Annotated in this window: 19 protein-coding genes; 6 read left to right on the top strand and 13 right to left on the bottom strand. The window is 68.6% G+C overall.

What is annotated here, in order from left to right:
- Together cheD and MNO14_RS07735 are read left to right on the top strand one after the other, a co-directional pair.
- Entirely contained in the window at nucleotides 1–588 is a 588-nt protein-coding gene (gene cheD / locus MNO14_RS07740; protein ID WP_241946296.1) for a chemoreceptor glutamine deamidase CheD, read from the top strand.
- On the top strand, nucleotides 585–1,664 hold the full coding sequence (locus tag MNO14_RS07735) for a chemotaxis response regulator protein-glutamate methylesterase (RefSeq protein WP_241946107.1): 1,080 nt from the start codon (nucleotides 585–587) through the stop codon (nucleotides 1,662–1,664). The genes cheD and MNO14_RS07735 overlap by 4 nt, the downstream gene beginning before the upstream one ends.
- Before the next feature lie 102 nt (nucleotides 1,665–1,766).
- Here MNO14_RS07735 and MNO14_RS07730 read toward each other — a convergent pair whose 3' ends face one another.
- The 11 genes from MNO14_RS07730 to MNO14_RS07680 form a co-directional block, all read right to left on the bottom strand.
- Nucleotides 1,767–2,735 carry a DUF1684 domain-containing protein gene (locus MNO14_RS07730; protein WP_241946106.1) on the bottom strand — a complete coding sequence of 323 codons (969 nt, stop codon included), beginning with the start codon at nucleotides 2,733–2,735 and terminating at the stop codon, nucleotides 1,767–1,769.
- 4 nt (nucleotides 2,736–2,739) lie between these two features.
- On the bottom strand, nucleotides 2,740–5,742 hold the full coding sequence (locus tag MNO14_RS07725; RefSeq protein ID WP_241946105.1) for a TonB-dependent receptor plug domain-containing protein: 3,003 nt from the start codon (nucleotides 5,740–5,742) through the stop codon (nucleotides 2,740–2,742).
- Nucleotides 5,743–5,872: 130 nt separating this feature from the next.
- Nucleotides 5,873–7,054, bottom strand: coding sequence for an OsmC family protein (locus MNO14_RS07720; protein WP_241946104.1), 1,182 nt, complete (start codon nucleotides 7,052–7,054; stop codon nucleotides 5,873–5,875).
- A gap of 199 nt (nucleotides 7,055–7,253) precedes the next feature.
- Complete coding sequence (gene acnB / locus MNO14_RS07715; protein ID WP_241946103.1) at nucleotides 7,254–9,845, bottom strand: bifunctional aconitate hydratase 2/2-methylisocitrate dehydratase; 2,592 nt, start codon at nucleotides 9,843–9,845, stop codon at nucleotides 7,254–7,256.
- A gap of 42 nt (nucleotides 9,846–9,887) precedes the next feature.
- Complete coding sequence (locus MNO14_RS07710; protein ID WP_096006801.1) at nucleotides 9,888–10,289, bottom strand: type II toxin-antitoxin system VapC family toxin; 402 nt, start codon at nucleotides 10,287–10,289, stop codon at nucleotides 9,888–9,890.
- On the bottom strand, nucleotides 10,286–10,540 hold the full coding sequence (locus tag MNO14_RS07705) for an AbrB/MazE/SpoVT family DNA-binding domain-containing protein (RefSeq protein ID WP_241946102.1): 255 nt from the start codon (nucleotides 10,538–10,540) through the stop codon (nucleotides 10,286–10,288). Before MNO14_RS07705 ends, MNO14_RS07710 begins: the two co-directional genes overlap by 4 nt.
- A 155-nt stretch (nucleotides 10,541–10,695) precedes the next feature.
- The gene (locus tag MNO14_RS07700) at nucleotides 10,696–12,138 is read right to left on the bottom strand and encodes a porin (protein ID WP_241946101.1); all 1,443 of its coding nucleotides are present in this window, start codon (nucleotides 12,136–12,138) and stop codon (nucleotides 10,696–10,698) included.
- Between the two features lie 202 nt (nucleotides 12,139–12,340).
- Nucleotides 12,341–13,117 (bottom strand): ABC transporter permease, encoded by a 777-nt coding sequence (locus MNO14_RS07695; protein WP_241946100.1) that lies wholly within the window; start codon nucleotides 13,115–13,117, stop codon nucleotides 12,341–12,343.
- Nucleotides 13,101–13,892: an ABC transporter ATP-binding protein gene (locus MNO14_RS07690; RefSeq protein WP_241946099.1), complete on the bottom strand. Its 792-nt coding sequence runs from the start codon at nucleotides 13,890–13,892 to the stop codon at nucleotides 13,101–13,103. The genes MNO14_RS07695 and MNO14_RS07690 overlap by 17 nt, the downstream gene beginning before the upstream one ends.
- A gap of 56 nt (nucleotides 13,893–13,948) precedes the next feature.
- A complete protein-coding gene (locus MNO14_RS07685; RefSeq protein WP_241946098.1) occupies nucleotides 13,949–14,974 on the bottom strand; it encodes an ABC transporter substrate-binding protein in 1,026 nt (341 codons plus the stop codon).
- Nucleotides 14,975–15,029: 55 nt separating this feature from the next.
- Nucleotides 15,030–16,199 (bottom strand): 4-oxalomesaconate tautomerase, encoded by a 1,170-nt coding sequence (locus MNO14_RS07680; protein WP_241946097.1) that lies wholly within the window; start codon nucleotides 16,197–16,199, stop codon nucleotides 15,030–15,032.
- A 48-nt stretch (nucleotides 16,200–16,247) separates the two neighbouring features.
- On the opposite strand from MNO14_RS07680, the gene MNO14_RS07675 reads away from it, so the two are divergent.
- The 4 genes from MNO14_RS07675 (at nucleotide 16,248) to MNO14_RS07660 (ending at nucleotide 23,040) form a co-directional block, all read left to right on the top strand.
- A complete protein-coding gene (locus MNO14_RS07675; protein WP_241946096.1) occupies nucleotides 16,248–17,165 on the top strand; it encodes a LysR family transcriptional regulator in 918 nt (305 codons plus the stop codon).
- A gap of 151 nt (nucleotides 17,166–17,316) precedes the next feature.
- Entirely contained in the window at nucleotides 17,317–20,076 is a 2,760-nt protein-coding gene (acnA, locus tag MNO14_RS07670; RefSeq protein ID WP_241946095.1) for an aconitate hydratase AcnA, read from the top strand.
- Nucleotides 20,077–20,274: 198 nt separating this feature from the next.
- Complete coding sequence (locus MNO14_RS07665; protein ID WP_241946094.1) at nucleotides 20,275–21,954, top strand: long-chain fatty acid--CoA ligase; 1,680 nt, start codon at nucleotides 20,275–20,277, stop codon at nucleotides 21,952–21,954.
- Between the two features lie 168 nt (nucleotides 21,955–22,122).
- Nucleotides 22,123–23,040 (top strand): crotonase/enoyl-CoA hydratase family protein, encoded by a 918-nt coding sequence (locus tag MNO14_RS07660; RefSeq protein ID WP_241946093.1) that lies wholly within the window; start codon nucleotides 22,123–22,125, stop codon nucleotides 23,038–23,040.
- An 18-nt stretch (nucleotides 23,041–23,058) separates the two neighbouring features.
- Here MNO14_RS07660 and MNO14_RS07655 read toward each other — a convergent pair whose 3' ends face one another.
- Nucleotides 23,059–25,191, bottom strand: coding sequence for an ATP-binding protein (locus MNO14_RS07655; protein ID WP_241946092.1), 2,133 nt, complete (start codon nucleotides 25,189–25,191; stop codon nucleotides 23,059–23,061).
- A 1-nt stretch (nucleotide 25,192) separates the two neighbouring features.
- On the bottom strand, nucleotides 25,193–26,284 hold the full coding sequence (locus MNO14_RS07650; RefSeq protein ID WP_241946091.1) for a two-component system response regulator: 1,092 nt from the start codon (nucleotides 26,282–26,284) through the stop codon (nucleotides 25,193–25,195).
- Nucleotides 26,285–26,344 lie beyond the last annotated feature (60 nt).

The following is a 26,344-nucleotide window of genomic DNA, read 5'->3' as shown; positions in this document are numbered from 1 at the left end:
ATGTCACCCAGCGATGCGGTGATGCGCTACCGCGACCCGCAGTTCCAGGTGCCGGCGGCCAAGCTGCTGCCCACCCAGTACCTGGTGGTGGACGACGGCACGGCGCTGGTCACCGTGCTCGGCTCGTGCGTGGCCGCGTGCATTCGCGACCCGCTGCTGCACCTGGGCGGCATGAACCACTTCCTGTTGCCCGACGGCGGCAACGGCGACGGCGCGCCGGCGCGCTACGGCAGCTATGCGATGGAGGTACTGATCAACGAACTGCTCAAGCGCGGCGCCAGCCGCCGTCGTCTCGAGGCCAAGGTGTTCGGTGGCGCCAACGTGCTCAAGGGCTTCACCAGCAACCCGGTGGGCACCCGCAATGCCGAATTCGTGCGCGGCTATCTAGACGCGGAGCACATCCCGGTTGTGGCCGAAGACCTGCAGGGCATCCATCCGCGCAAGGTGTGGTTCTTCCCGCAGAGCGGCAAGGTGATGGTCTACCGCCTGCCGCACGCGCACGGCGCCGAGGTGGCGGCCGCCGAATCGGCCGTCCGCGCCCGCCTGGCGCGTGCGCCGATCGCCGGCGATGTGGAGCTGTTCGAATGACGCCGGTCCGCGTGCTCATCGTCGACGACTCGGCGGTCGTGCGTCAGCTGCTGACCGAGGTGCTGTCCGCCGACCCGGAGATCGACGTCGTGGGCAGCGCCGCCGACCCGCTGCTCGCGCGCGAGAAGATCAAACGCCTGCATCCCGATGTGCTGACCCTCGATGTCGAGATGCCGCGCATGGACGGCCTGGTGTTCCTCGACAACCTGATGCGCTTGCGACCGATGCCGGTGGTGATGGTGTCCTCGCTGACCGAACGCGGCGCCGACATCACCCTGCAGGCGCTGGCGCTGGGCGCGGTGGACTTCGTCGCCAAGCCGCGTCTCAATGTCGCCCACGGGCTGGAGGCCTACGCGCAGGAGATCACCGCGAAGGTCAAGGCGGCCGCGCGCGCGCAGGTGCGCGCCGCGCCGCGCCCGGCGGCCCGGTCGACGGCCGGACCCGCGGCACCGACGGAAGCGGCCGCCACGCCGGTCGCGTTGCGCTACCGCACGACCGACCGGCTGATCGCGATCGGCGCGTCGGCCGGCGGCACCGAAGCGATCCGTGTCGTGCTCGAGGCGATGCCGCCCGACGCCCCGGCGATCGTGCTGACCCAGCACATTCCCGCCAGCTTCAGCGCGCCGTTCGCCGAGCGCCTGGACCGCCACTGCGCGATGCTGGTGCGCGAGGCGCGCGACGGCGAGACGATCCTGCCCGGGCATGTCTACCTGCCACCGGGCGACCACCACCTGCGCGTACTGCGCGACGGCGCCCGCTGGCGGTGCCGGCTCGACCCCGGCCCGCCGGTCAACCGGCACCGGCCCGCGGTCGACGTGCTGTTCCGCTCGGTCGCGCAGGCGGCCGGTGCCAACGCGGTCGCGGCGATCCTCACCGGCATGGGCGACGACGGCGCGCGCGGACTGCTCGAACTGCGCGAGGCCGGGGCTGCGACACTGGTGCAGGACGAGGCCAGCAGCGTCGTCTGGGGCATGCCCGGCGCCGCCTGGAAGCTGGGCGCCGCGCACGAATGCCTGCCGCTGGAGCGTATCGCCCAGCGCCTGCTCGCATTGGCCCGACGCGAGTCGATCGACTGACCCCGCCCGGACGGCAGTGCTCTCCCCCGGGGCTCAGGCGACCAGTCCGACGCCGCAACGCGTGGACATCACTGCCCGCCCCGACGCGGGATCAACGCCGGCTCAGTGCCGCGCGCCGGCATAGGCCTTCTCGCCGGCCAGGACCGCCAGCCGGACCGTCCGGCCGTCGGTGTCGCGCTGCGCGAGGCGATTGCCCGGCGGCGGCAAGGGACAGGTGGCGTAGGCGGTGTACGCGCACGGCGGGTTGTAGGCGCGGTTGAAGTCGACGACGACCGTCGCACCGTCGGCAACGGGACCGGTCTGCAGATAGCGGCCGACCGCATAGGTCTCCCGCCCGCTGGTCCGATCCTGAAAATTGAGGCTCAGGCCCTGCTGCGGATCGCCGAGCGCCTCCAGCCGCCAGCGGTGTCCGTCTTTGTCGAACTCCACATAGCCCGGATTGGGTGTGTCGTTGATGTCGCCGATGATGTTGGCGATCGGCAGGGTCGTGCCCGGCGGGTGCGCAACGAACCGGGCCTGCACCCGCCAGGCCGGATCGGGCGCGAAGAAGTCCAGACCGGCGAACTGCAGGCGCGCTGGCGCATCGGCGTGCCGGACCCTGAGGCCGAGCCGATCGCCGCGGCGGATCAACGAGATCCGGCCCTTGCCGTCGTCGTACTCCAGTTGGGTCCCCCCGTCCCGGCCTTCGGGCTGCAGCGCCACCTCGCCCTGCAGGGGGCGACCGTCGACGGTGACCGCGGCCGCTGCGTCGGCGGTGAAGTAGACGCCGTCAGCCCGCCGCTCGAGTGTGCCCAGATGCGGCGGCGCGATGGCCAGGCGGATGTCGTCCTGCGCGCCGCCGCCGACCCGCTGCCGGTCGGCGTCGAGCCAATGCAGGCCGATGAGGCTCGTCCAACCATCGGGCCTGTTCAGTTCGTCGGCGCGCTGGCGCGCCCACGCCGCGTGCGCCTCGCCGAACTCGGGCGCGGTGTCCGCCGCGCCGGGCGGCGCCGCGCCGGGCGCGTCCGGGCGGTCGCAGGCGGCGAGCGCCGGGAGCAGCAGAACCGCAAATGCGAGCGTACGCGTCTTCATGGGGTCACCAGGTCCTTGAGATGCCGAGATGCAGATAGCGGCCGTAGGATTCGTGCAGCGCCGTCAGGACATTGCCGGCGGCGTTGAGCGGCGGCGCCTTGTCGAACAGATTGCGGGCGCCGGCTTCCACCGTCGTGCCGGCGAGCGGCCCGCGGGTGAAGGCATGCGCCACCGATAACGCCCAGCGCTGGGTGGACGGGACGACGAACGGACTGCGATCGGCATACGCACCGGCGGTCACGCTGCCGATGTAGTCGTCGCGCAGCCGCACCGTCCAGCCGGCATGCTGCCAGAGCAGCGTCGCGCTGCCGCGCCATTCCGGCTTCGCGCCATTGATGCCCACTTCGTTGGCCGCGCCCAGGTTCGCAGCGACGATGTCCAGCGCGCCGCTGTCGATGGCCTCGGCGACCTGCTGGACTTCGATCGGCTTTTGCTGGGTGTAGGCCTTCAGGCGGCTGACGTCGAGCAGCAACGCGATGTCGCCCCACGCGGTGTCACGGAACCGCCAGGCCAGGCGGTAGTCCACGCCTGACGCGGTCAACGGTTGCCGGTTGCGATAGGTGTCGAGCACATGGGTCACGACACCGGTCGGCGCGATGCCCGAGCCCTCGAACAGCGCGATGTCTTCGGCGGTCACCGGCGCGCGGACCACGTTCGGGTTGCTGCGGCCTTCGACGACGCGCAGATACGCGTCGTAGAGCACCTCCTCGCCCATGGTGCCGATCGGATTCTCCACTTCGATCCGCCAGGCATCCACGCTCAGACTCAGATGGCCGAGCCCCGGCGCCAGGAACCCGGGCTCGAACACCGCGCCCCACGAGGTTTGCCGCGTCGTCTCCGGCGCGACGTCGTCGCCATAGGCAGTGACGGCACTGACCGAGGGCTTGACCTGCGATCCGTTGCTGTAGGCGTTCAGGCAGGCGGTGTAGTCGGGATACGCGCCCTTGACCACCAGCGCATGGCAGCGCACGGCGTCGTGATTGAAGCCGAACCCGTAGGTCGGCGGGGAATTCACCAGTTCCAGGCCGGGCGCGCGGAAGCCGCCGCTGATCGACCCGCGCAGCAGCAGGCTGTCGTTGACGCCCCAGGCCGCGGCGATCTTCGGCTTGGCCACATCGCCGGCATCGCTGTAGTCCTCGTAGCGCCCCGCGATCTGCAGATCCAGCGAACGCACCAGCGGGACACCGTGGGCCGGCGCGACCAGCGGCACCGCCAGTTCGATCAGCGCCGAGGTCACATTGCGGCTGCCGCGCACGTCGGGCCGGGGACTGTGGGTGAAGAAGTTGCTCTGCGCGACGGTCCCGGTGTACCAGTCCACGTAGGGCGTGCTGCCGTCGATGCTCCGGTCGCGATCGTCGAAGCGACTCTCGTACCGGTACTCCACGCCCGCCGCCAGGCCGATGTCGCCGGCATACCAGGACAGCAGGTCGGGCCGGTCGACCTTGAGATCCCACAACGCCAGTTCGGTCGTCCCCTGCCGGGTGGCCTCGCCGATGAACGCCGACGTGTCGGACGGCGTGGCATCGCCGACCCGGATGCTGGCCGGGTCACCGCCATTGAACGGGTTGTAGGCGCTGGCATCGGTGCGGTTCACCGCGGCGATGAAGGCGTCGGTGAACCCGCCCTGCTGCCGGTCGGTGCTGCGCGCCCGTGAGTACAGCAGCGCGGTCTCCCAGTTCCAGCCGGTATCGGTCCACCCGCGCAGGCCGAGCAGTGCCCGCGATTGCGTGTTGTCGACGCGGACCCGGCGGATGCCCGAATCGGCGAACTGGTAGTTGAGCAGCCGGATCGCGTCCGCTCCCCGCAGGGCGTCGGGCACCCAGTAAGCATCGGGCCGGATGTGCAGCAGGAAGCCGTCGCCGCCGAACCCCGCCTCGCTGCTGACCCAGGATTCGGATTGCGCGCGGTAGTAGCCGAGTTCGCCGAACAGCTGACGGCTGTCGTCCAGGTCGAACCGTGCCGTGGCGAAGACATTGCCCTTGTCGATCGCAGGCGCGGTCGTGATGCCCGGCTCGGCGCCGGCGTCGTAGTGGTAGCGGGTCGGCACCTGACCCGGCGCCAGCGCGCCGGTGGCCGGATCGATGTGCCAGCTGCCGGTCCGCCGCCCATCGACGTAGGTGTCGAAATGGCCCCAGGGCGTGCGGGTCGTGAAGCCCGTGGTGCCGTCGGGATCGGGGACGCTGGTGCCGTCGGCCAGCACGCGGCGGCCGTCGGTCGCCGTGAACCAGGCGTCCGAATTGCGTTGCGCGGTGCGGGTGGACAGCCCATAGAGCACCGAGACATTGCCGCGGCCGCCGGCGAAATCGCGACCGACATAGCCTTCAAGCGACACGTCCTCGCGGTGGCCGTCCTGGACCGTGCCGTAGCGCAGCGTGATACCACCGCCGTCCGCCAGGTTGGTCGGCGTGATCAGGTCGGTGACGCCGGCGATCGCATCGGAGCCGTAGATGGACGCCGCCCCGTCGAGCAGCAGATCGATGCGCTCCAGGCCGAAAGTCGGGATCGCATTCGCGTTGTAGGTGGTGTTGTCCCCGCTGTTGCTGATCGGATGCTGCACGGTGCGGCGGCCGTTGATCAGCAGCAAGGTGTACTTGGCGCCGAGGTTGCGCAGATTGATGGCCCCCACGTCGCCACGCGCGACATTGGAATTGCGCCCCGAGTTGGTCGTGCCCTTCTCGGTCACGGCGACGTCGCCGAACTGCGGCAGGCTGCGGAACAGTTCGTTGCCGTTGGTCGCGCCGGTGGCCTGGATCTGGGCCCGGTCCACCGTCGCCACCGGCAGCGCCGCGACGGCGCCGCCACCGGCGATCCGCGAGCCGAGTACCGAGACCTTGTCGAGCAAGCGCGCAGTGGGTGCGGACGCGGCGTCCGGCGCGTCGTCGGCCTGCGCGCTCGTCGACAACAGCGCGCACAACGCCAGCGCCAGGCGGCCACGCGTCGGCGCGTGCAAGCGTGCGCCGCGGGCGGCGGCCGTCGGGACAGGATGGGCGCGGGCGGAACGGTGCATCGGGGCCCCCGTGGTTCGATGGAAGGACGACGCCGCTCGGCGGATCGCACACGCTCGTGCGTGCGGGATCCGGGCGCGTCGAATGCTCTGGTTCTGATGGCGCGCGGCGCACGCCGCGCGGGAGTGCTAGCTAACGCGGCGTCTGCGCAAACGCGCCGCGCACGATGCGGCCGTCCAGCGTCTGCGCATCCTTGACCAGGTTGTAGAGCGGACAGGTCGCCTCGACCGCCTGGCGCAGGGCGTCGATGTCCTGCGCGGACGCAGGCGATGCGATGGTCGCGGTGTAGCGGATGTTGCGGAACCGCGCCGGCGTGCTGACGTTCGCACCGAAACGCGGTCCGAGCTCGCCGTCCACGGTCAGTTCCAGAGTGTCGAGCAGCACATTGCGGGTGGCGGCCTGCACTTCGAAGATGTGCGTCAGGCAGGTCGCGGTCACGCCCAGAAGGTGTTCCTCCACGGTCGGCGCAAGCCCGTACCCCAAGAGCTCGGGCGCGCTGTCGTGCAGTTGCTGGTGGTAGCCGTCCTCGCCCAGGAACACCCGGCGTAGGCCGGTATGCGGCTCGACGTGCGCGCGGGCAACCAGGGCGCGCGGCGTCGAGGTCCGCTCCGCCGCCTGGGCGCGCTTGCCCAGCACCGCGGGCCGCTTCTCCTCGGTGATGAAATCGCGCAGGCCGGGCGGCAGATCGGCTTCGCGCTGCGCCGGCGAGCGCGTGTAGCGCACCTCGGCATGGCCGACCTGCTGCGGTCGGGTGACCAGGTCGATCGCCGCCGACTGCGCATGGACGGCCTGGCGGAGCGATTCGAGCTGCGCGGCGTCGGCGGGCGAGTCGATGTAGGCCACGTAGGACAGGTTGTTCGGATAGGCCAGGGTGTCGCTCTTGCGCTCGGGCACGCTGGTGAACACCACGTCCAGACCGTCGATCGGCACGTTCTGCACGGCGGCCTGCACGATGTACTCGTCGGCGACCGCACTGGCCAGCGTGCCGACCAGGGAATCCCAGGACCCTGCCCCGAGGTTGTAGCCGGCGTAGTCGCGACCACTGTCACTGAGGTACTGGTACTCGCCAGTCGGCCCCAGGCGCAGGCGACGGACGCCCGAGCGGCTCTCGGCGGTAACCTGGCCATGCAGCGTGGTGGGCGCGGCGTCCTGCGCCTGCAGGGCCTGGATCGCCGCACGCTTGTCGCTCAGGTACGCGCGCAGCGGCGAGCCGGCGCCGTCATCTGCCCGGGCAAGTGGCGCCGCCACCAGCAGCACAGCGCAGAGTGCCGCGGCGACGGCCCAGGACGGAGACGCGGGGCGAGCGATGGACATGGACGAGCGTTCCTGCGGCGATGACGTGATCGGCACTCTTTCACGATGCTGCGCCGCACGAAAACAACGATTCGGCATGTCCTCAGTCCCGCCAGCGATGGACCGCGACCAACGACCGCACCGCCGAGCGATGCGCAAAAAGAACGCCACGCCCGTATGCACGGGCGCGGCGCTCAGGGAACGACCGGGACGTCGGAGGTCAGGCAGCGACCGACGACGCCGTGTCGCGATACTCCTCGATCTGGTCGAAGTTCATGTAGCGGTAGATCTCCGCGCCCTGCGTGTTGATCACGCCGACGCCCTCCATGTACTCCTCGCGGGTCGGGATCCGGCCCAGGCGCGAGCAGATCGCCGCCAGTTCCGCCGAGCCCAGGTACACGTTGGAGTTGCGGCCCAGACGGTTGGGGAAGTTGCGGGTCGAGGTCGAGAACACCGTCGCGCCCTCGCGCACCTGCGCCTGGTTGCCCATGCACAGCGAGCAGCCCGGCATTTCCATCCGCGCGCCTGCGGCGCCGAAGGTGCCGTAGTGGCCTTCCTTGGTCAGCTCGGCGGCGTCCATCTTGGTCGGCGGCGCGACCCACAGCTTGGTCGGGATGTCGCGCTTGCCTTCCAGCAGCTTGGACGCCGCACGGAAGTGACCGATGTTGGTCATGCACGAGCCGATGAACACCTCGTCGATCGCGACGCCCGCGACTTCCGACAGCGTCTTTACGTCGTCCGGATCGTTCGGGCAGGCCAGGATCGGCTCGTGGATCTCGGCCAGATCGATCTCGATGACCGCCGCGTACTCGGCGTCGGCATCGCCCTGCAGCAGCTGCGGGTCGGCCAGCCACTGTTCCATCTTCTCGATCCGGCGCTGGATCGAACGCGCGTCCTGGTAGCCCTGGGCGATCATCCACTTAAGCAACGTGATGTTGCTGGTGATGTACTCGATGATCGGTTCCTTGTTCAGGTGCACCGTGCAGCCCGCGGCCGAGCGCTCGGCCGAGGCATCCGACAGTTCGAACGCCTGTTCGACCTTCAGGTCCGGCAGGCCCTCGATCTCGAGGATGCGCCCGGAGAACACGTTCTTCTTGCCCTGCTTGGCGACCGTCAGGAGGCCGGCCTTGATCGCGTAGAGCGGGATCGCGTTGACCAGATCGCGCAGGGTCACGCCCGGCTGCATCTCGCCCTTGAAGCGCACCAGCACCGATTCGGGCATGTCCAGCGGCATCACGCCGGTGGCCGCGGCGAACGCGACCAGGCCGCTACCGGCCGGGAACGAGATGCCGACCGGGAAGCGGGTGTGCGAATCGCCGCCGGTGCCGACGGTGTCGGGCAGCAGCATGCGGTTGAGCCAGCTGTGGATCACGCCATCGCCGGGGCGCAGCGAGATGCCGCCGCGGGTGGAGATGAACTCCGGCAGCGTGTGATGGGTCTTGACGTCGACCGGCTTGGGGTAGGCCGCGGTGTGGCAGAACGACTGCATCACCAGGTCGGCCGAGAACCCCAGACACGCCAGATCCTTGAGCTCGTCGCGGGTCATCGGGCCGGTGGTGTCCTGCGAGCCGACCGAGGTCATCTTCGGTTCGCAGTACGTGCCCGGACGCACGCCCTGCCCTTCGGGCAGACCGATCGCACGGCCGACCATCTTCTGCGCCAGCGAAAAGCCCTTGCCGCTGTCGGCCGGCTGCTGCGGCAGACGGAACAGGTCGGTCGGGGCCAAGCCCAGCGACTCGCGCGCCTTCGCGGTCAGGCCGCGGCCGACGATCAGCGGAATACGGCCACCGGCGCGCACCTCGTCGAACAGCACCTGGGACTTGACCTCGAACTCCGCGATCGTCTCGCCGTTCTTCAGCGCGCGGCCCTCGTAGGGACGCAGCTCGATCACATCGCCCATTTCCATCTTCGAGACGTCGAGCTCGATCGGCAGCGCACCGGCGTCTTCCATCGTGTTGTAGAAGATCGGTGCGATCTTCGCGCCCAGGCACACGCCGCCGGCACGCTTGTTGGGGATATAGGGAATGTCGTCGCCGGTCCACCACAGCACGCTGTTGGTCGCCGACTTGCGCGAGGAACCGGTGCCGACCACGTCGCCGACGTAGGCGACCAGGTGGCCCTTCTGCTTGAGGTCGGCGATGACCTGGATCGGCCCGCGCTTGCCGTCTTCTTCCGGCACGAACGGCGCGTCGTCGCGCTTGTTCTTGAGCATCGCCAGCGCGTGCATCGGGATGTCCGGACGCGTGGTCGCATCGGGCGCCGGCGACAGGTCGTCGGTATTGGTCTCGCCCGGCACCTTGAACACCGTCAGCGTCATCGACGCGGGCACTTCGGGCTTGCTGGTGAACCACTCGGCCTCGGCCCAGCTGCGCAGCACCGCCTGGGCATTGGCGTTGCCGGCCTTGGCCTTGTCCTCGACATCGTGGAAGGCGTCGAACACCAGCAGCGTGTGCTTGAGGCCGTTGGCAGCGATCGCGCCGACGGCATCGTCGTCGAGCAGTTCGACCAGTGGGTGGACGTTGTAGCCGCCGAGCATGGTGCCCAGCAGCTCGGTCGCACGCGCGCGGTCGATCAGCGGGTTGTGCTCGGTGCCGAGCGCAATCGCGGCCAGATACGAGGCCTTGACCTTGGCGGCGTCGTCGACGCCGGCCGGCACGCGGTGGGTGAGCAGATCCAACAGGAACGCCGCCTCGCCGGCCGGCGGGTCCTTGAGCAATTCGACGACCTCGGCGGTCTGCTGCGCGTTGAGCGGCAGCGGCGGAATGCCCAGCGCTTGACGCTCGGCAACGTGGTGGCGGTAGGCTTCCAACATGCGGGCAACTCCAAAAGTCTTGCGGTACCGGGAAAACCGGTCTCAGGCCGACGGTACGATCAGCTTGAGACCCTTGAAATAGGTGCGGAAAAACGCGTCGTCGCGCGTGATCAGGCCATTGCACTGCAGCAGTGCGTGCGCCCCGACCAGGAAGTCGCGCGCCGCGCGGCCGGAAGTGTCACCGCGCTGCCAGGAGCGGCGCTGCATCTCGCCGGCGCGCAGCGCCGACTTGGCCTCGATCGCGGAAAAGCGCACGCCCATGTCCTCGAGCACGGCCATGGTCTCGGCGCCGTCACGCAGTGCGCCGCAGATCTCGGCCAGCGCCACGTCGCAGACCACGACCGGGCCTGCGCTCAGGTACTGGCGCAGGCAGGCCTCGGCGGCGTCTGCCTGCGGGCCGTCGGCCAGCAGGTCCACCAGCACCGGCGCGTCGACTGCGATCACGGCGTGGCGTCGCCATCAGGGGTGTCGGCCGCCTGGCCGCGCACTGCGCGCATCGCCGCGTCGGTGTCGCCGAAGCCCTCGAGCTTGAAGCGTCCGCGCGCACGCGACACGGCGTCGTCGACGCTCTTGCGCAGCACGATCCGGCTGCCTTCCAGTTCGACCTTCAGGATCGTGCCCTTGCTCAGGCCCAGCGCATCGCGCACCGGCTTTGGCAGGGTGATCTGGCCGCGCTCGGCGACGGTGGCTTCCATGGGCGGCTCCCGCGAAGTATGCGCGCATTATACATACCTGACTGCGCATACTCCAACGCGGGACCCGGTGCGAACGCCCCGGATTCACGCGTTCCAACGCAAACGGGCCGGGTTCACACGACCCCGGCCCGCCGGACATCGCGTGGCGTGACGCCTCAGAACGCCAGCTGGAAGCGGGCGTTGAGCGTCGTGCCCCGATCCTCGCCGCGGTACTCGCCGCTGCGGTTGTCGGTCTCCCAGCGGATCGCGTCGAGCATGACCCGGCTGAAATCGTTGAGGTACCAGTTCACGCCGACCGTCAGCGCGTCGCCAGTGCCACCGGCGGGCAGCTCGCCGTAGTCGACGTTCTCATACCTCGCCTTGAGCTCCCAGGCGCCCCACCCGCCCGCGGTCACCGGGCGCGCGACCTTGACCCGGCTCCAGGTGCCGGTCTTCGCGGCGAACGCCGGGCTGGCGCCCGACAGGAACCAGCCGGCCGACAGCGCCCAGGCATCGTGCGCCACGTCGAAGCGCCCCGCCCCGCCGACGCCAGCAACGTCGCGCCGGCCCCATTCGCCGTAGCCCCAGAACGGCCCGCGCACGCCCAGCAGTTCCACACCGTAGCCGTGCCCATGATCGGCACCTGGCAACGCGCCGGGCGCGATCTTGACCAGATCGTTGAGATGCCCGGCGATCGCCGAGCTGCGGAACACGCCGCTGCTGCCCGGCGCGATGTCCTCGTAGAACCCCCACGCGCCCAGATGCAGCAGGCTGTCCGCACGCTTCACCGCCGTCCAGTGCACACGACCGGCCAGCGTCATCGAATCGTCGCTGTCGCCGACGTTGTTGAGGTCGTTGCCGGCGATCGACAGGCTCGCATGCCAGTTCTCGCCGTAGACGCGCTCGGTCAGCCCGACGCCGAACAGCCCGCGCTGCGGCACGATCTGCGTGCCGACGACATTGCGGTCCTGGAACGGGGTGTTGCCGGTGCCGCTGGCGCCGTCGATGCCGCGGTCGTTGAGCCGGTTGCCCACCGTCAGTTCGGCCTCGCGGCCGAACAGCGTGTGGCCGATGGTCACGTAGGCCGATTTCCAGGCCACGCCGTTGTCGGCGAAGTCGCCCTCGACCGCATAGCCAAGGATGCAGTAGCTGCCCTCGACCCCCAGGCGCACCGAACGGATCTCGGTGCCGGTGATGTTGCGGGCGTCGAAATCGGAGCCGTGGGTGCTGGAGGTGTCGACGAAGACCCGGCCACGTGGCCGGAAGGTGACCTGACCGTCGGCGCTGGCGAACTGCGGCGCGCCCTTCGACCAGCTCACCGCCGGCACCTTGGCCTGCGCGGCTTCGATCTTGGCCACGCGCTCGATCAACGTGGCATCGGCAGCGGGCGCAGCGCCATGCGTGGCGACCGTTGCAGGCGGCGCGGCCGCAACGTCGGGCGTCGGGCCGGCCTCCAGCACGGATAGGCGAGCCTCGAGTTGGCGAATCTGTTCGGCCTGCTGGCGCACGAGTGCCTCCAGCGCGGTCGGGTCCGATTGCGCGGACGCGGCGGAGGCCGCGAGCAGACAGCCGACAGCGGCGGCCAGGGCGGTGAGACGAGGGCGGAACGTGGGATGCATGAGTGATCTCCGGGCATGGCGTGCCGTGCGGCCAGCGGCCAAGGCCGGGCCGACGGGCAGCCGCAGACGGGCCTGCCGCAGCGGCGGCAGACAGGACGAAAGCAAGAGGGGCCGGCGCCGCGGACGCGGCGACCGGCGGGCACCCGGACGTGGGGAACGGGTGTCGATGGGCCGCCCGGCGCAGTGCGCCGGGCGGCGACGCTCAGCTGGTGGCTTCGCGCGAGGCGTTCGGCCGCCAGGTGATCAAACGGTTTTCGGCGATATCGAGCACCGCATCGATGATCAGCACGAACGCGGCCAGCAGGATGATGCCTGCGAACACACCGACCGCGTTGAAGTTGCCTTCGGCCTGCGCGATCAGATAGCCCAGGCCTGCCGAGGCGCCGAGGTACTCGCCGATGATCGCGCCGACCACTGCGAAGCCCACCGAGGTGCGCAGCGACGACAGGATCCAGCTTGCCGCAGCCGGGAAGTAAACGTGTCGCAGCAACGCGCTGCGATTGGCACCGAGAATGCGGGCATTGGCCAGCACCACCGGGTTCACCTCGCGCACGCCCTGCATGGCGTTGAAGAACGTGATGAAGAACACCAGCGTGACCGCCAGCGCGACCTTCGACCACAGCCCCAGGCCCAGCCACAGCACGAAGATCGGCGCCAGGACCACGCGCGGGATGGCATTGAAGCCCTTGATGAACGGATCGAGGATCCGCGCCGCACGCCGGCTCAGGCCCAGCCACACACCGCCGGCCACACCGAGCGCGGTGCCGATGATGTAACCCAGCGCGGTCTCGGTCAGGGTGATGTACACATGGGTGTAGAAGCTGGTGTCGGCCAGCCAGGTGAACATCTGCCGCGCAATGTCGAACGGTGCCGGGAAGAAGAACGGGTCGATGACTTTCGCCGACACGCCGGCCTGCCAGCCGCCGAACACGACGACGACGAGCATCACCTGGATCAAACGGTCAGTCTTGGCGTGCATAGCTCTTCTCCACTTCGCCGCGCAGGCAGGCCCAGATATCGCGGTACAGGTCGGTGAAACGCTGGTCGAGCTTGATCTCGGCGACGTTGCGCGGTCGCTCCAGGCGCACCGGGAAACTCTCGACAACGCGGCTCGACGGACCTGAGGACAGCACCACCACGCGGTCGCCCAGCGCGATCGCCTCCTCCAGGTCGTGGGTGATCAGCATCACCGCGCGCCGGTCCTCCTGCCACAGCCGCAGCAGTTCGTTCTGCATCAGGTGCCGGGTGTGGATGTCGAGCGCGGAGAACGGCTCGTCCATCAGGATGACCTTCGGTTCGACGATCAGCGCCTGCGCCATCTGCACGCGCTTGCGCTGGCCGCCCGAGAGCTGGTGCGGATACCGGTGTTCGAAGCCCGACAGGCCGACCTTGGTCAGCCAGGCGCGGGCCTTGTGTTCGCGCTCGTCCTGGGCCACGCCGCGAAACCGCAGGCCCAGTTCGACGTTCTGCAGCGCGGTCTTCCACGGCAGCAGGGCATCCTGCTGGAACAGGTAGCCCACGCTTTCCTGTACGCCGCGCACCGGCTTGCCGTCGATGTGGATGCTGCCCGCCGACGGCGTCAGCAGGCCGGCGACGGCGTTGAGGATCGTGCTCTTGCCGCAGCCGGTCGGACCGACGATGGCGAGAAACTCGCCGTCGGCGACCTGCACGTCGACATCGCGCACGGCGGTGAAATCACCGAAGGACATGGTGACATTGTCGATCGCCACCGTGGGACGGGTCTGGATCGGCATCGGGTCTACTTCCCGCAGTCGGGCAACACTGGCGACAGCCATGGAACCTCCTGGCGTTACTGGGCCGGATCCGCGAGTGCGCGGTCGACGAAGGCGTTGGTGTAGGTCTTCTCCAGATCGATGTCGGCGTTGGCGACATCGGTGTTGAACTCGCGCAGCACCATCAGCGGTGTGCGCAAGTCCTCAGGGTTGAAGCGACCGTCGCGGGTGAAGATTGCGCGCGCGGCCTCGACCGCCTTGGCGTAGATCTCCCGATCGCCCGACACGTACTTGTCGGGCAACGCGGCGACGATCTCCTCGGCCGAATGGTCGGCGATGAACGCCAGCGCCTTCTGTTGTGCGCGGACGATCTTCTCGGCCACTTCGGGGCGCTTGTCGAGGAAGGACTGATCGGCGTACATCACCGACGTCGGGTAGATACCGCCGTACACCTCCCGGGCACCGGCGTCGCTGCGCGCGTCGATGATGATCTTGCCCACGCCCCGCTCGGCGATCAGCGTCGCCGCCGGGTCGTAATTGACCAGCAGGTCGACCTTGCCCTGGTCGAGCGCTGCGACCGCGGCCGCGCCCGAGCCCACGCCGATGATCGAGATGTCATCGATCGCGATGCCATGCTGGGCGAGGAAATGCCGCACGAAGAAGTCCGACGACGAGCCGGGGGCGGTGATGCCGACATTCATGCCTCGGATCGAGGCCGGATTGGCCGGATCGAACGTGCTGTCGGGCCGGCCGGCGAGCACCAGGCCGGAGTTGCGGGACAGCAGTACGAAGCCGACCACGTTCTTGTGCTTGGCCTGCATCTGGATCGTGTGGTCGTAGAAGCCCACCGCAACATCGGTGGAACCTGCAACCAGCGCCTGCAGCACCTTGGAGCCGCCCTGGGCGAAGTTCTCGGTGCGCACATCCAGCCCGACCTCGTCGAAGTAGCCGTTGGCATCGGCAATGAAGAACGGCAGGTTGTTGAGGTTGTAGGAGCCGACGCTGATGCGGACGGACTCGCTGCCCTCGCCGCTTCGACCGGTACAGCCGGCCAGGCAGACGAGTGCCGCCGCGCAGGCGGCGAGAATGAAACGCTTGTACATCGATCCCTCCCAGGATGGTGATGGTGCGGTCCGGGCGACGCCCGGGTGAGTCAGGTCATGCCGCCGAGCTCCATGCCGCCGCCACGTCCTTGCGCGGATCCGTGCTGGCGAACACACGGCCTTCGAACAGGCGCCGTGCCGTCCTGACGACGCTGGCGACGATCGCGGCATCCGGGCCAGGTCGGTGCAGCGCCACCTCCAGGCGGCCGCTGGGGTGTTCGAGGGCGACGTCGGCGGGCAATGCCAGGTCGCCCGCCATGCGCTGCGCCAGGGTGCCCGGGGTCACGCACGCCGTCGAGATCCCGACCGCGCCGGTGATCGCCAGCGCACTGTGGCACTGGTGTGGCATGAAGTAGCGCACCTGGAGCGTGCCGCCGGCACGCGGGGGCAGCAGCAGCACGGGTTTGGGGATCACCCGGTCGGCGGCATCGGCGATGCCCATCCGCCGCCCGGCCTCGACGCGGATCCGTTCCAGACGGGCCAGCATCGCAGTGTCGGCATTGAGCGCGGCAACGCTCTCTTCGCCGGTCACGCCGAGCGCGGACGCGGCCAGCATCACCATCGGCATGGCGCAGTCGACGCAGCTCACTTCCACGCCATCGATCCATTCGCTGGCCGCGCCGGTCGGCAGCAGCTTGCCGGTGCGCGCGCCCGCCGCATCGAGAAACGCCAGCGAGATCGGCGCCGCGGTGCCCGGCGCACCCGCGATCGCGGTGTCGCCCCGGTAGCTGACCCGGCCGCGCGGCGTCTGCACCGTCGCCAGCACCACCTTGCCGGTATTGACGTTGTGGATGCGCACCAGCGTCTGCGGATCGGACGCGGCGACCATGCCCGATTCGATCGCGAACGGGCCGACCGCGGCCAGCATGTTGCCGCAGTTGGGGGTGGTGTCGACCACCTTCTGGTCCGGCCGGACCTGCGCGAACAGATAGTCGATGTCCGCATCGGCGCGGCTGGCCGGACCGATGATCGCGACCTTGCTGCTCAGGGCGTTGCCGCCGCCGATACCATCGATCTGCAGCGGATGCCCGGCGCCCATTAGATCGAGCAGCAGCCGATCCCGCTGGGCGGGATCGCCGGGCAGGTCCGAGGCGAGGAAGAACGGGCCTTTGGAGGTACCGCCCCGCATCAGGACACAAGGCAGGCTGTAGAGGTCATTGGACATGGGGCAGCCAGATTGATATCTATATCGAATCAATAATTCGATTCGTTCCGATCTTGTCATGGGTCGAATTGATCTGTGAATTGCTTTCTTCTGGATGATTGATCCGATATGAGCATCAATTGCGAAATTCTCGACCTGCGCGCCTTCTTGCTCGTCGCCGACACCCGCAGCTTCCATCGCGCCGCCGAGGCGCTGCACGTCTCGCAACCGGCACTGAGCCGGCGCATCCAGAAGCTCGAACATGCCGTCGGGGCGCCGTTGCTCGAGCGCACCACACGTAGCGTCGCGCCCACCGCGGTCGGGCAGAACCTGCTGCCGCTGGTGCGGCGGATGATCGAAGAGTTCGACGGCTCGCTGTTCTCCTCGCGCGGCGTCGACGACGGTCGCGGCAGCCAGGTCACGATCGCCTGCCTGCCGACCGCGGCGTTCTACTTTCTGCCCAGCGTCATCGCCCGCTTCCACGAGGACCATCCCAACGTCCGCTTCCGGATCCTCGACATCCCGGCCACCGAGGGCCTGCAGGCGGTCGAGCGCGGCGAGGTCGAGTTCGGGGTGAACTTCATGGGGGCGTCCGACCCCGAGTTGGAGTTCGACGTGTTGGTCGAGGACCCGTTCGTGCTCGCCTGCCGCCGCGATCATCCGCTGGCCAAGAAGCGCCGCGTGACTTGGCACGACATCGCCCAGTACCCGTTGATCACCGTGCATCGCACCAGCGGCAACCGCACCCTGCTCGACGGCGCCCTGGCGCGCGAGAACCTCAAGCTGAGCTGGTTCTACGAGGTGACCCATCTGTCAACGTCGTTGGGCCTGGTCGAAGCCGGCGTCGGCATCTCGGTCCTGCCACGCATGGCCACGCCGCAAGAGGAACACTCCATTCTGGTGACCCGCGAGATCGCGCCCCCCGTGGTGTCACGTACGATCGGCATCGTGCGGCGGCGCGGTGCGATGCTGTCGCCGGCGGCCGAGCGGTTTCTGCAGATGCTCAAGAGCACCTGGCAGGATCCGGCCAAGGCTTCGCGGCGATGACACCCCCGCCACGCCGTGCGATCTAAGCTGCTTGGATCGACACGGTGACACCCGCCCATCCGTCACAGACCGGGCCCATGCCCGGCCGCATGCAGCACGCCATGACCAGCCCGGCTGCGTCACCGCCAGCAACCGCGACAGGAGCTCCCCCATGACCGATTCCTTTTCCACGCACGCCGACCTCGACGTCGCCGGCCAGCGCTACACCTATGCCAGCCTGCCGGCGCTGGCGGCGAAGTTCGACATCGCCCGCCTGCCCTACTCGCTGAAAATCCTGCTGGAGAACCTGCTGCGCCACGAGGACGGCGAAACGGTGACCGCGCGGCACATCGAGGCCGTCGCGCGCTGGCAGGCGACAGCCGAGCCGGATACCGAAATCGCCTTCATGCCGGCCCGCGTGGTGCTGCAGGACTTCACCGGCGTGCCCTGCGTGGTCGATCTGGCGGCGATGCGCGACGCGGTCGTGCGGCTGGGCGGACGGCCCGAACAGATCAATCCGCTGATCCCCTCCGAGCTGGTCATCGATCACTCGGTGCAGGTCGACGTGTTCGGCCGGCCCGACGCGCTCGACCTCAACGGCAAGATCGAGTTCGAACGCAACAAGGAGCGCTATGGCTTCCTGCGCTGGGGCCAGAAGGCGTTCGACAACTTCAAGGTCGTACCGCCCAACACCGGCATCGTCCACCAGGTCAATCTCGAGCACCTGGCGCGCGTGGTCATGACCGCCGAGCGCGAGGACGGCACGCGCTGGGCCTACCCCGACACCGTGTTCGGGACCGACTCGCACACCACGATGATCAACGGCATCGGCGTGCTGGGCTGGGGCGTGGGCGGCATCGAGGCCGAGGCCGCGATGCTCGGCCAGCCGTCGTCGATGCTGATCCCGCAGGTCGTCGGCTTCAAGCTGACCGGCCGGCTGCCCGAGGGCGCCACCGCGACCGACCTGGTGCTCACCGTCACCCAGATGCTGCGCAAGCACGGCGTGGTCGGCAAGTTCGTGGAGTTCTTCGGCGACGGGCTGCAGCATCTGCCGCTCGCCGACCGCGCGACGATCGGCAACATGGCGCCCGAGTACGGCGCGACCTGCGGCATCTTCCCGATCGACGCCGAATCGCTGACCTACCTGCGGTTGTCTGGACGCAGCGAAGAGCAGATCGCGCTGGTCGAGGCCTACGCCAAGGCGCAGCAGCTGTGGCACGAGCCCGGTGCGCCCGAAGCCGAGTACAGCAGCGTGCTGACCCTGGACATGGGGACGGTGCGGCCGTCGCTGGCCGGCCCCAAGCGCCCGCAAGACCGCGTGCTGCTGGAAGACGTGCAGCAGAACTTCGTCGACAATGTCGGCGCGCTGACCGCGCGTCGCGATGCGGCCAACGATACCCAGATCGATCGCTTCGAGAAGGAAGGCGGCGGCCAGCCGCAGGCCGAGCGCCTGGCGGCCCGGCCGGTCTCGAAGATCACCCTTGATGACGGCGAGCACGCGCTCACTGACGGCTCGGTGGTGATCGCCGCGATCACGTCGTGCACCAACACCTCCAACCCGGCGGTGATGCTCGGCGCCGGCCTGCTGGCGCGCAACGCGGCCGCCAAGGGCCTGAAGGCCGCCCCGTGGGTCAAGACTTCGCTCGGACCCGGTTCGCTGGTCGTGACCGATTATCTCGAGAAGGCCGGCCTCATGGACGACCTGCAGAAGCTCGGCTTCTACGTCGTCGGCTACGGCTGCACAACCTGCATCGGTAACTCGGGGCCGCTGCCCGACGCGGTGTCCAAGGGCATCGCCGAGAACGACCTCGCGGTCGCGGCGGTGCTGTCGGGCAACCGAAACTTCGAAGGCCGCATCCACGGCGAGGTCAAGATGAACTACCTCGCATCCCCCCCGCTGGTCGTTGCCTATGCGATCGCCGGTACGGTCGACATCGACCTGACCCGAGACCCCCTGGGCAAGGACCAGGACGGCCATCCGGTCTACCTGCGCGACATCTGGCCGTCGAACAAGGAAATCGGCGATTTCATCGCGCGCACGATCGGCCCGGAGATGTTCGCCAAGAACTACGCCGACGTGTTCAAGGGCGACACCCGCTGGAACACCATCGAATCGCCCGACGGCGAGCTCTATGCCTGGGACGAAGCCTCGACGTACATCAAGAACCCGCCCTACTTCGAGGGCATGACGATGGACGTGGGCAGCATCGACGACATCCACGGTGCGCGGGTGATGGGTCTGTTCGGCGACTCGATCACCACCGACCACATCTCGCCGGCCGGCAACATCAAGAAGGACTCGCCTGCCGGGCGCTTCCTGCAGTCGCGCGGCGTGCAGCCGGCGGACTTCAACAGCTACGGCTCGCGCCGCGGCAACGACGATGTGATGGTCCGCGGCACCTTTGCCAACATCCGCATCAAGAACCTGTTCTTCGGCGGCGAGGAAGGCGGCAACACCCTGTACTTCGGCAAGGGCGAGCCGGAAAAGCTGGCGATCTACGACGCGGCGATGAAATACCGCGCCGATGGCGTCCCGCTGGTGGTGTTCGCCGGGAAGGAGTATGGCACTGGCTCCTCGCGCGACTGGGCGGCCAAGGGCACCAACCTGCTCGGCATCAAGGCGGTGATCGCCGAAAGCTTCGAGCGCATCCACCGCTCCAACCTGGTCGGCATGGGCGTGCTGCCGTGCCGGTTCCAAGACGGAGAGAATGCGCAGACGCTGGGGTTGGACGGGACCGAGACGATCGACATCACCGGTCTCGACGACGGCCGCGCCAAGCGCGCGCAGGTGGTGGCGACCAAGGCCGACGGTCGCCAGATCCGCTTCGAGGTCCACGTGCTGCTGCTGACCCCGAAGGAAGTGGAGTATTTCCGCCACGGCGGTCTGCTGCATTACGTGCTGCGCCAGCTCGCCGCCAAGAAGGCGGCCTGAGCCCGGATCGGGCGCGCCCCCTGCCCGCCGCCGCAGTGCGGCGGGCAGCCGCCGGGGAGACATGCGCCGCGTGTGCGGACGCGGTGCGGCTGCCGCGCCGCGCCTTGCCTCGCCCGGAAAGCCTATGCTCCAATCGAACGCGATTGCGCAGGTACGCTCACCGCTTCGAGTGACGGCCTTCATCAGGGAGAAGACCGAATGACCGACCAACGCCCGTGGCTGGCGAACTACCCTGCGGGCATCCCCGCCGAAATCGATCCCAGCGAGTACCCCTCGGTTCCCGCGGTCTTGGACGAGGCGATCGCGAACTACCGCGACAAGCCCGCGTTCTCCAACATGGGCAAGACGCTCACCTACGGCGAACTCGACACCTACAGCCGGCAGTTCGCGGCCTACCTGCTGGGCGAACTCAAGCTCAAGAAGGGTGATCGCGTCGCGATCATGATGCCCAACTGCCTGCAGTACCCGATCGCCATCTTCGGTGTCCTGCGCGCTGGGCTGACGGTGGTGAACACCAATCCGATGTACACCGCCCGCGAACTGCGCCACCAGCTGGTCGACTCCGGCGCAGCGGCGATCCTGGTGATGGACAACTTCGGCAAGACGGTGCAGGACGTCATCGCCGACACCCAGATCAAGCAGGTCGTGACCACAGGCCTTGGTGACCTGCTCGGCTTCCCGAAGGGCGCGATCGTCAATCTGGTAGTCAAGTACGTCAAGAAGATGGTGCCCGACTACACCATCCACGGCGCGATCCGCTTCCGCGACGCGCTCGCGCGCGGCCGCAAGCACACGTTGCCCGAGGTCACGATCGCGCACGAGGACATCGCCTTCCTGCAGTACACCGGCGGCACGACCGGCGTGGCCAAGGGCGCGATGCTCACCCATCGCAACATGGTCGCCAACATGCAGCAGGCGGCGGCGTGGCTGGGCACCGATGCCAAGCGCGGCGAGGAACTGATCGTCACCGCACTGCCGCTGTATCACATCTTCGCGCTGACCGCGAACTGCCTGGTGTTCATGGAGTTCGGCGGCCATAACCACCTGATCACCAACCCGCGCGACATGCCCGGCTTCGTCAAGGAGCTCAAGGGCATCCGCATGACCGCGATCACCGGCGTCAATACGCTGTTCAACGGCCTGCTCAACACGCCCGGCTTCGACCAGGTGGATTTTTCGCGCCTGCACCTGAGCCTGGGCGGCGGCATGGCGGTCCAGCGCGCGGTGGCCGAGCGCTGGAAGGCAGTCACCGGCACCACGCTGGTGGAGGCCTACGGCCTGACCGAGACCTCGCCTGCGGCCTGCATCAACCCGATGACGCTGGCCGACTACAACGGCTCGATCGGCCTGCCGGTGCCCTCCACCGAGGCCTGCATCAAGGACGAGAACGGCGCGCAGTTGCCGGTCGAGGAGGTCGGCGAGCTGTGTATCCGCGGGCCCCAGGTCATGAAGGGCTACTGGCAGCGTCCGGGCGACACCGCCGAGGCCATCGATGGCGAGGGCTGGCTGCACACCGGCGACATGGCGCGGATGGACGCAGGCGGCTACTTCTACATCGTCGACCGCAAGAAGGACATGATTCTGGTCTCGGGGTTCAACGTCTATCCCAACGAGATCGAGGACGTGATCGCGATGATGCCGGGCGTGCTCGAGGTCGCGGCGATCGGCGTGCCCGATGAGCGTTCGGGCGAGGTGGTCAAGGTCGTCATCGTGCGCAAGGACCCCAACCTGACCGCCGACCAGGTCAAGGCCCACGCCCGCGAGCACCTGACCGGCTACAAGCACCCGCGTATCGTGGAGTTCCGCAACGAGCTGCCGAAGACCAACGTCGGCAAGATTCTGCGCCGCGAGCTGCGGGAGGCCGCCCCGGAAGCGTGACATCGATCACACTTTGGACAGGATATCCGTCCCAAAGTGTCGGCAAGCCATTGAAGCCATTGCCCTGAGAGCCCGATGCGCGCATAGAGCGCGCATCGGGCGATTCAGCATCCACGCGGGTCCGCGCCGGCGCCCGAGCGGTGTGGACTCCGTTTCAGGGGATTTTCAATGCAAGCCATCGAATCTTTTCGTCGCGAAGGCGCTGCCGCGCCTTCTTTCCTCCGCCTGCACCACGACGCCTCCAACGACGCGCACTGGTGCTTCATGCATGCCCAGCCGGCCAGTGCCCAGCCTGACTACCGGCCCTGTTTCTCCCTCGGTCTGTTGCGCGAACTGCGGCTGTTCGCACAGGCGAGCATCGAGCGGATCTCCGAGCGTGCCCGGGTCGCGCCCGCGCACCTGTCGCACATCGTCCTGGCCTCCGATGCCCCGGTGTACAACCTCGGCGGCGACCTGCAGTTGTTCCTCGATCTGATCCGACAGCGCGACCGGGAAGCCCTGACCCGCTATGCCCGCCAGTGCGTGGACAACATCCACCTGCTGCAGACCCGGTTGCACCCCAACGCCCACACGATCGCGCTGGTCCAGGGCGATGCGCTGGGCGGCGGGCTGGAACTCGCCCTGGCCTGCCGCACCATCGTCGCCGAGCGTGGCGTCCAGATGGGCTTTCCGGAGGTGTTGTTCGGCCTGTTCCCGGGCATGGGCGCCTACTCGCTGCTGGCCCAGCGGGTGAGCCCGCAGGTCGCCGAGGAGATGATGCTGGGCGGCACGATGTACAGCAGCGAGGACCTGCACCGGCTCGGCCTGGTCGATGTGCTGGTCGAACCCGGGGAAGGCGTGCCTGCGGTCCACGAGCAGATCCGCAAGCATCGACGGATCGCCACCGCGCGGCTGGCCTTGCACCGCGTCCGCGACGGCGCCCATCCGATTCCGCTCGCCGAGCTGGTGCGCATCACCGACATCTGGGTCGACACCGCCCTGCAACTCGAGGCGCGGCACCTGCGGACGATGGAGCGCCTGGTCCGTGCGCAGCAGCGCCTGCAGCCCACTGCGGCCGGGGTCGAACGCACCGCCGTCGGCGGCTGAGCGCACACCGCCCCCGGGTCAGACGGCGTCTGACCCGGGCAGGCCGGTGCGCGGCAGATCGCCGCGAATCCGCAGCGCCTCCAGCGCCTCGTCTAGCGCCCGGTCCAGCCCCTGCAGCAGCAGCCGCCACTCGATGGCCAGGCGGTCGGACGGCATCCGCATGCCGCGGGCTGCCTGCGCCTGGAGCTCGGAGGCGCCGAGGTTGGCGGCCGTGCCCTTGAGCGCATGGCACAGGTCGCGGACCTCGTCCCATCGTCCCGCGCCCGATGCACCCGCGAGGTCGACCAGGCACTTGCGCGCGTCGCGCGCGCATTCCGACAGGAAGCGCCGGATGAACGCCTCGTCGAATCCCATCTCCCGCATCTCGTCGATGACCGGCGTCGACAGCCGATCGATCCGTGGTCGCAGATCGGACGCACGCCGCCCCGCCTCCACGCCCGGCGCGATCTCGGCCAGCGTTTCGAGCAAGCGCTCGATGACCACCGGCTTGGTCAGGTAAGCGAACGCGCCCGCGCGTCGACAGTTTTCCTGCGCCTCGGCGGTGGCGTCGGCGGTCAGCACGATGAACGGCGTGCGCCGGCCACTGCCCGCCTCAATGACGCGGGTCTGCCGGAGGACGTCCAGGCCGTCTGCGCCGGGCATGTGCAGATCGGTGATCACCGCATCGAAGTGCTCGCGCTCAAGCGCATCGAGCACGGCTTCGCCATCGTCCACGAGCAGCGGGCGATGCCCGGCACGCTCGAGCAGGCGACGCAGCACCATCAGATTGGCCGACTGGTCGTCGGCGACCAACACCCGCAGCGGCGCGACCCGGGCCCGATGGCGCACGAAAGGATCGGCGAACGCGATCACGTTGCCCTCCCCCGCCCGACGCGCTGGCGCATCGCTGGCCACGCGGCCGAACGGCAACTCCACCCAGAAGTGCGACCCCTGCCCCGGCTGGCTTTCGGCCTGGATGCTGCCTTCCATCTGTTCGGCCAGGCCCTTGGCGATCGTGGTCCCCAGGCCCGTGCCGCCATAGCGCCGCCCGAGCCCGGAATCGACCTGCTCGAAGGCGTCGAAGATGCGGACCAGGGCATCGGGTGCGATGCCAATGCCGGTGTCGCGAACCGAGAACCGCACCCGCACCCGCTCAGGACCCGCATCGACGGTGGAGATCGCGAGCGAGACCTCACCGCGCTCGGTGAACTTGATCGCATTCGACAACAGGTTGACTAGGATCTGCCGCAGGCGGTTGCTGTCGCCATACAGCGTAGCGGGCACGTCGTCGGCAATCGACGAGGCCAGCGCCAGGCCCTTGGCCTGCGCGCTCGGTCCCAGCATGACCTCGATCCCGTGCACTAGGTCCTGGAGCGCGAACGCGCTGTCGTTGCGCTGGAACTTGCCGGCCTCGATCTTGAACAGATCCAGCACATCGTCGACCAGGGCCTGCAACGCCTTGGCCGAGGTCTGGATGACCAGCGCGCTCTCGCGCTGTTCCGCGCTCAGCGGTGTGGTCACCAGCAGCTCGGACATGCCCACGATGCCGTTGAGCGGGGTGCGGAACTCGTGGCTCATATTGGCCAGGAACCGGCTTTTGGCCTCGCTGGCAGCCCGCGCGGCAGCAGTGGCGTCGGTAAGCGCGCGCAGCAGCGAGCTCAGGTAGAGCGGCACCGCGACCAGCCCGGCGAGCAGGCCCAGCGCCAACGGTAGATTGTGCTGGTGCCAGTACGGGGTGGACGCGATCGCCAGCCCGAACGTGATCACTGCAAACCCGATCGCCGCGTACAGGTAGCGTGGCCCGAATCGCAGGCCGTTGCCGACCGTGACCCACATGATCACCACGTACAGCCAGGCCAGCAGGTCGCCGAGCAGGTACAGGCCCACGCCCATGAGGCTGTAGTCGGCCAGCATGCCCAATACCCGGCGCGGATGCGAAACGCCGGGACGCCACAGCAGCCAGCCGGCGATGCCCAGTGCGACCGCGACCTCCACCGCCAGGTAGGCCTCCGATAGCCGCAGTTCGCGCTCAACGTCGGGATGGCGGCCCACCACGATCTGCAGGTAGGCATAGATCACGCAGAGCATGACCAGGCGCACGGCCGCCTGGCCGTGCTCGCTGTCGGGGCGCCCTGCCAGGCGGCTGCCGACCCAGCGCACGACGCGCCTCACGTCATTGCAGCCGGGTGGCGGTCCGGTCCAGGCGTGCGCAGATCTCTTCCAGCCGCGCCCGATTCGACAGCAGCGCCTCCACGCAGCGCGGATCGAACGCGCGTCCACTGTTGTGACCGATGTACTCGAGCGCCTCGTCCATCGACCAGGCGCGCTTGTACGGGCGACGCGAGACCAGCGCATCGAACACATCGGCCACCGCGACGATCCGCGCTTCGAGCGGGATCTGCTCGCCCGACAAACCGTCCGGATAGCCGCTGCCGTCGAAGCGCTCCTGATGGCGCAACGCGATGGTCGCGCTGAGCTGGACGAACCGGTTGTGACTGTCGCTCAGCAACTCGTAACCGATGCGCGGATGCTGGCGCATCACCTCCAACTCGGCCTCGTCCAGCGGGCCGGGCTTCATCAAAATCGCATCGGGGATCGCGATCTTGCCAATGTCGTGCAGCGGCGCGGCCAGTTCGATCATCCGCACCTCGTCCTCGAACAGCCCCATCGCCTCGGCGACCATGCCGGCGACCGCGGCCACACGCTCGAGGTTGGCGCTGGTGCTGGCATCGCGATAGGCGATCGCGCGCGCCAGCCGGGTCAGCGTCTCGCGCTCGCGCTCCTCGACCTCGTGCATGCTGCGCAACAGGCGCTGCTCGAGCGACAACGCGCGCTGCTTGACCGACTCGGTCTGCTGGCGCAACTGCAGCAGGTTGCGACAACGGGCGCGCAGCTCGCGTGGGCGCACCGGCTTGACCAGGAAATCGATGACGCCGGCGTCGAGCGCGGCCTGGCGGATCGGCTCGTCGCCGACCACGGTGACCAGCACCATCGGCACATCCCGATGCGGCGGCAGCTTGCGGAAGCGGCGAGCGAACTCCAGCCCGTCCATGCCCGGCATCCGGTAATCGAGCAACAGCAGGTCGGCGCTGTGGCTGTCGCACCAGCCCAGCGCCTGCTCCGGATCCTCGAAGTCGAAGACAGCGAGCTCCGGGCTGATGTCCTCGAGGATATGCCGCAACATGGTTCGCGCGGACGTCTGGTCGTCGACGATCACGATGTTCAACGCAGGCCCCTTCTGGCGATGCGCGGATACCGGTGGCATCGCGCTTGGGCGATCTTAGCGCGACCTGCCAGCAACAGGGGAAATCGTATCCAGCAATAC

It is taken from the genome of Luteimonas sp. S4-F44 (assembly GCF_022637415.1).
Taxonomy (GTDB): Bacteria; Pseudomonadota; Gammaproteobacteria; order Xanthomonadales; family Xanthomonadaceae; genus Luteimonas.
Note: the sequence above shows the minus strand (reverse complement) of the source record. Positions and strands in the feature narration are given on the sequence as shown.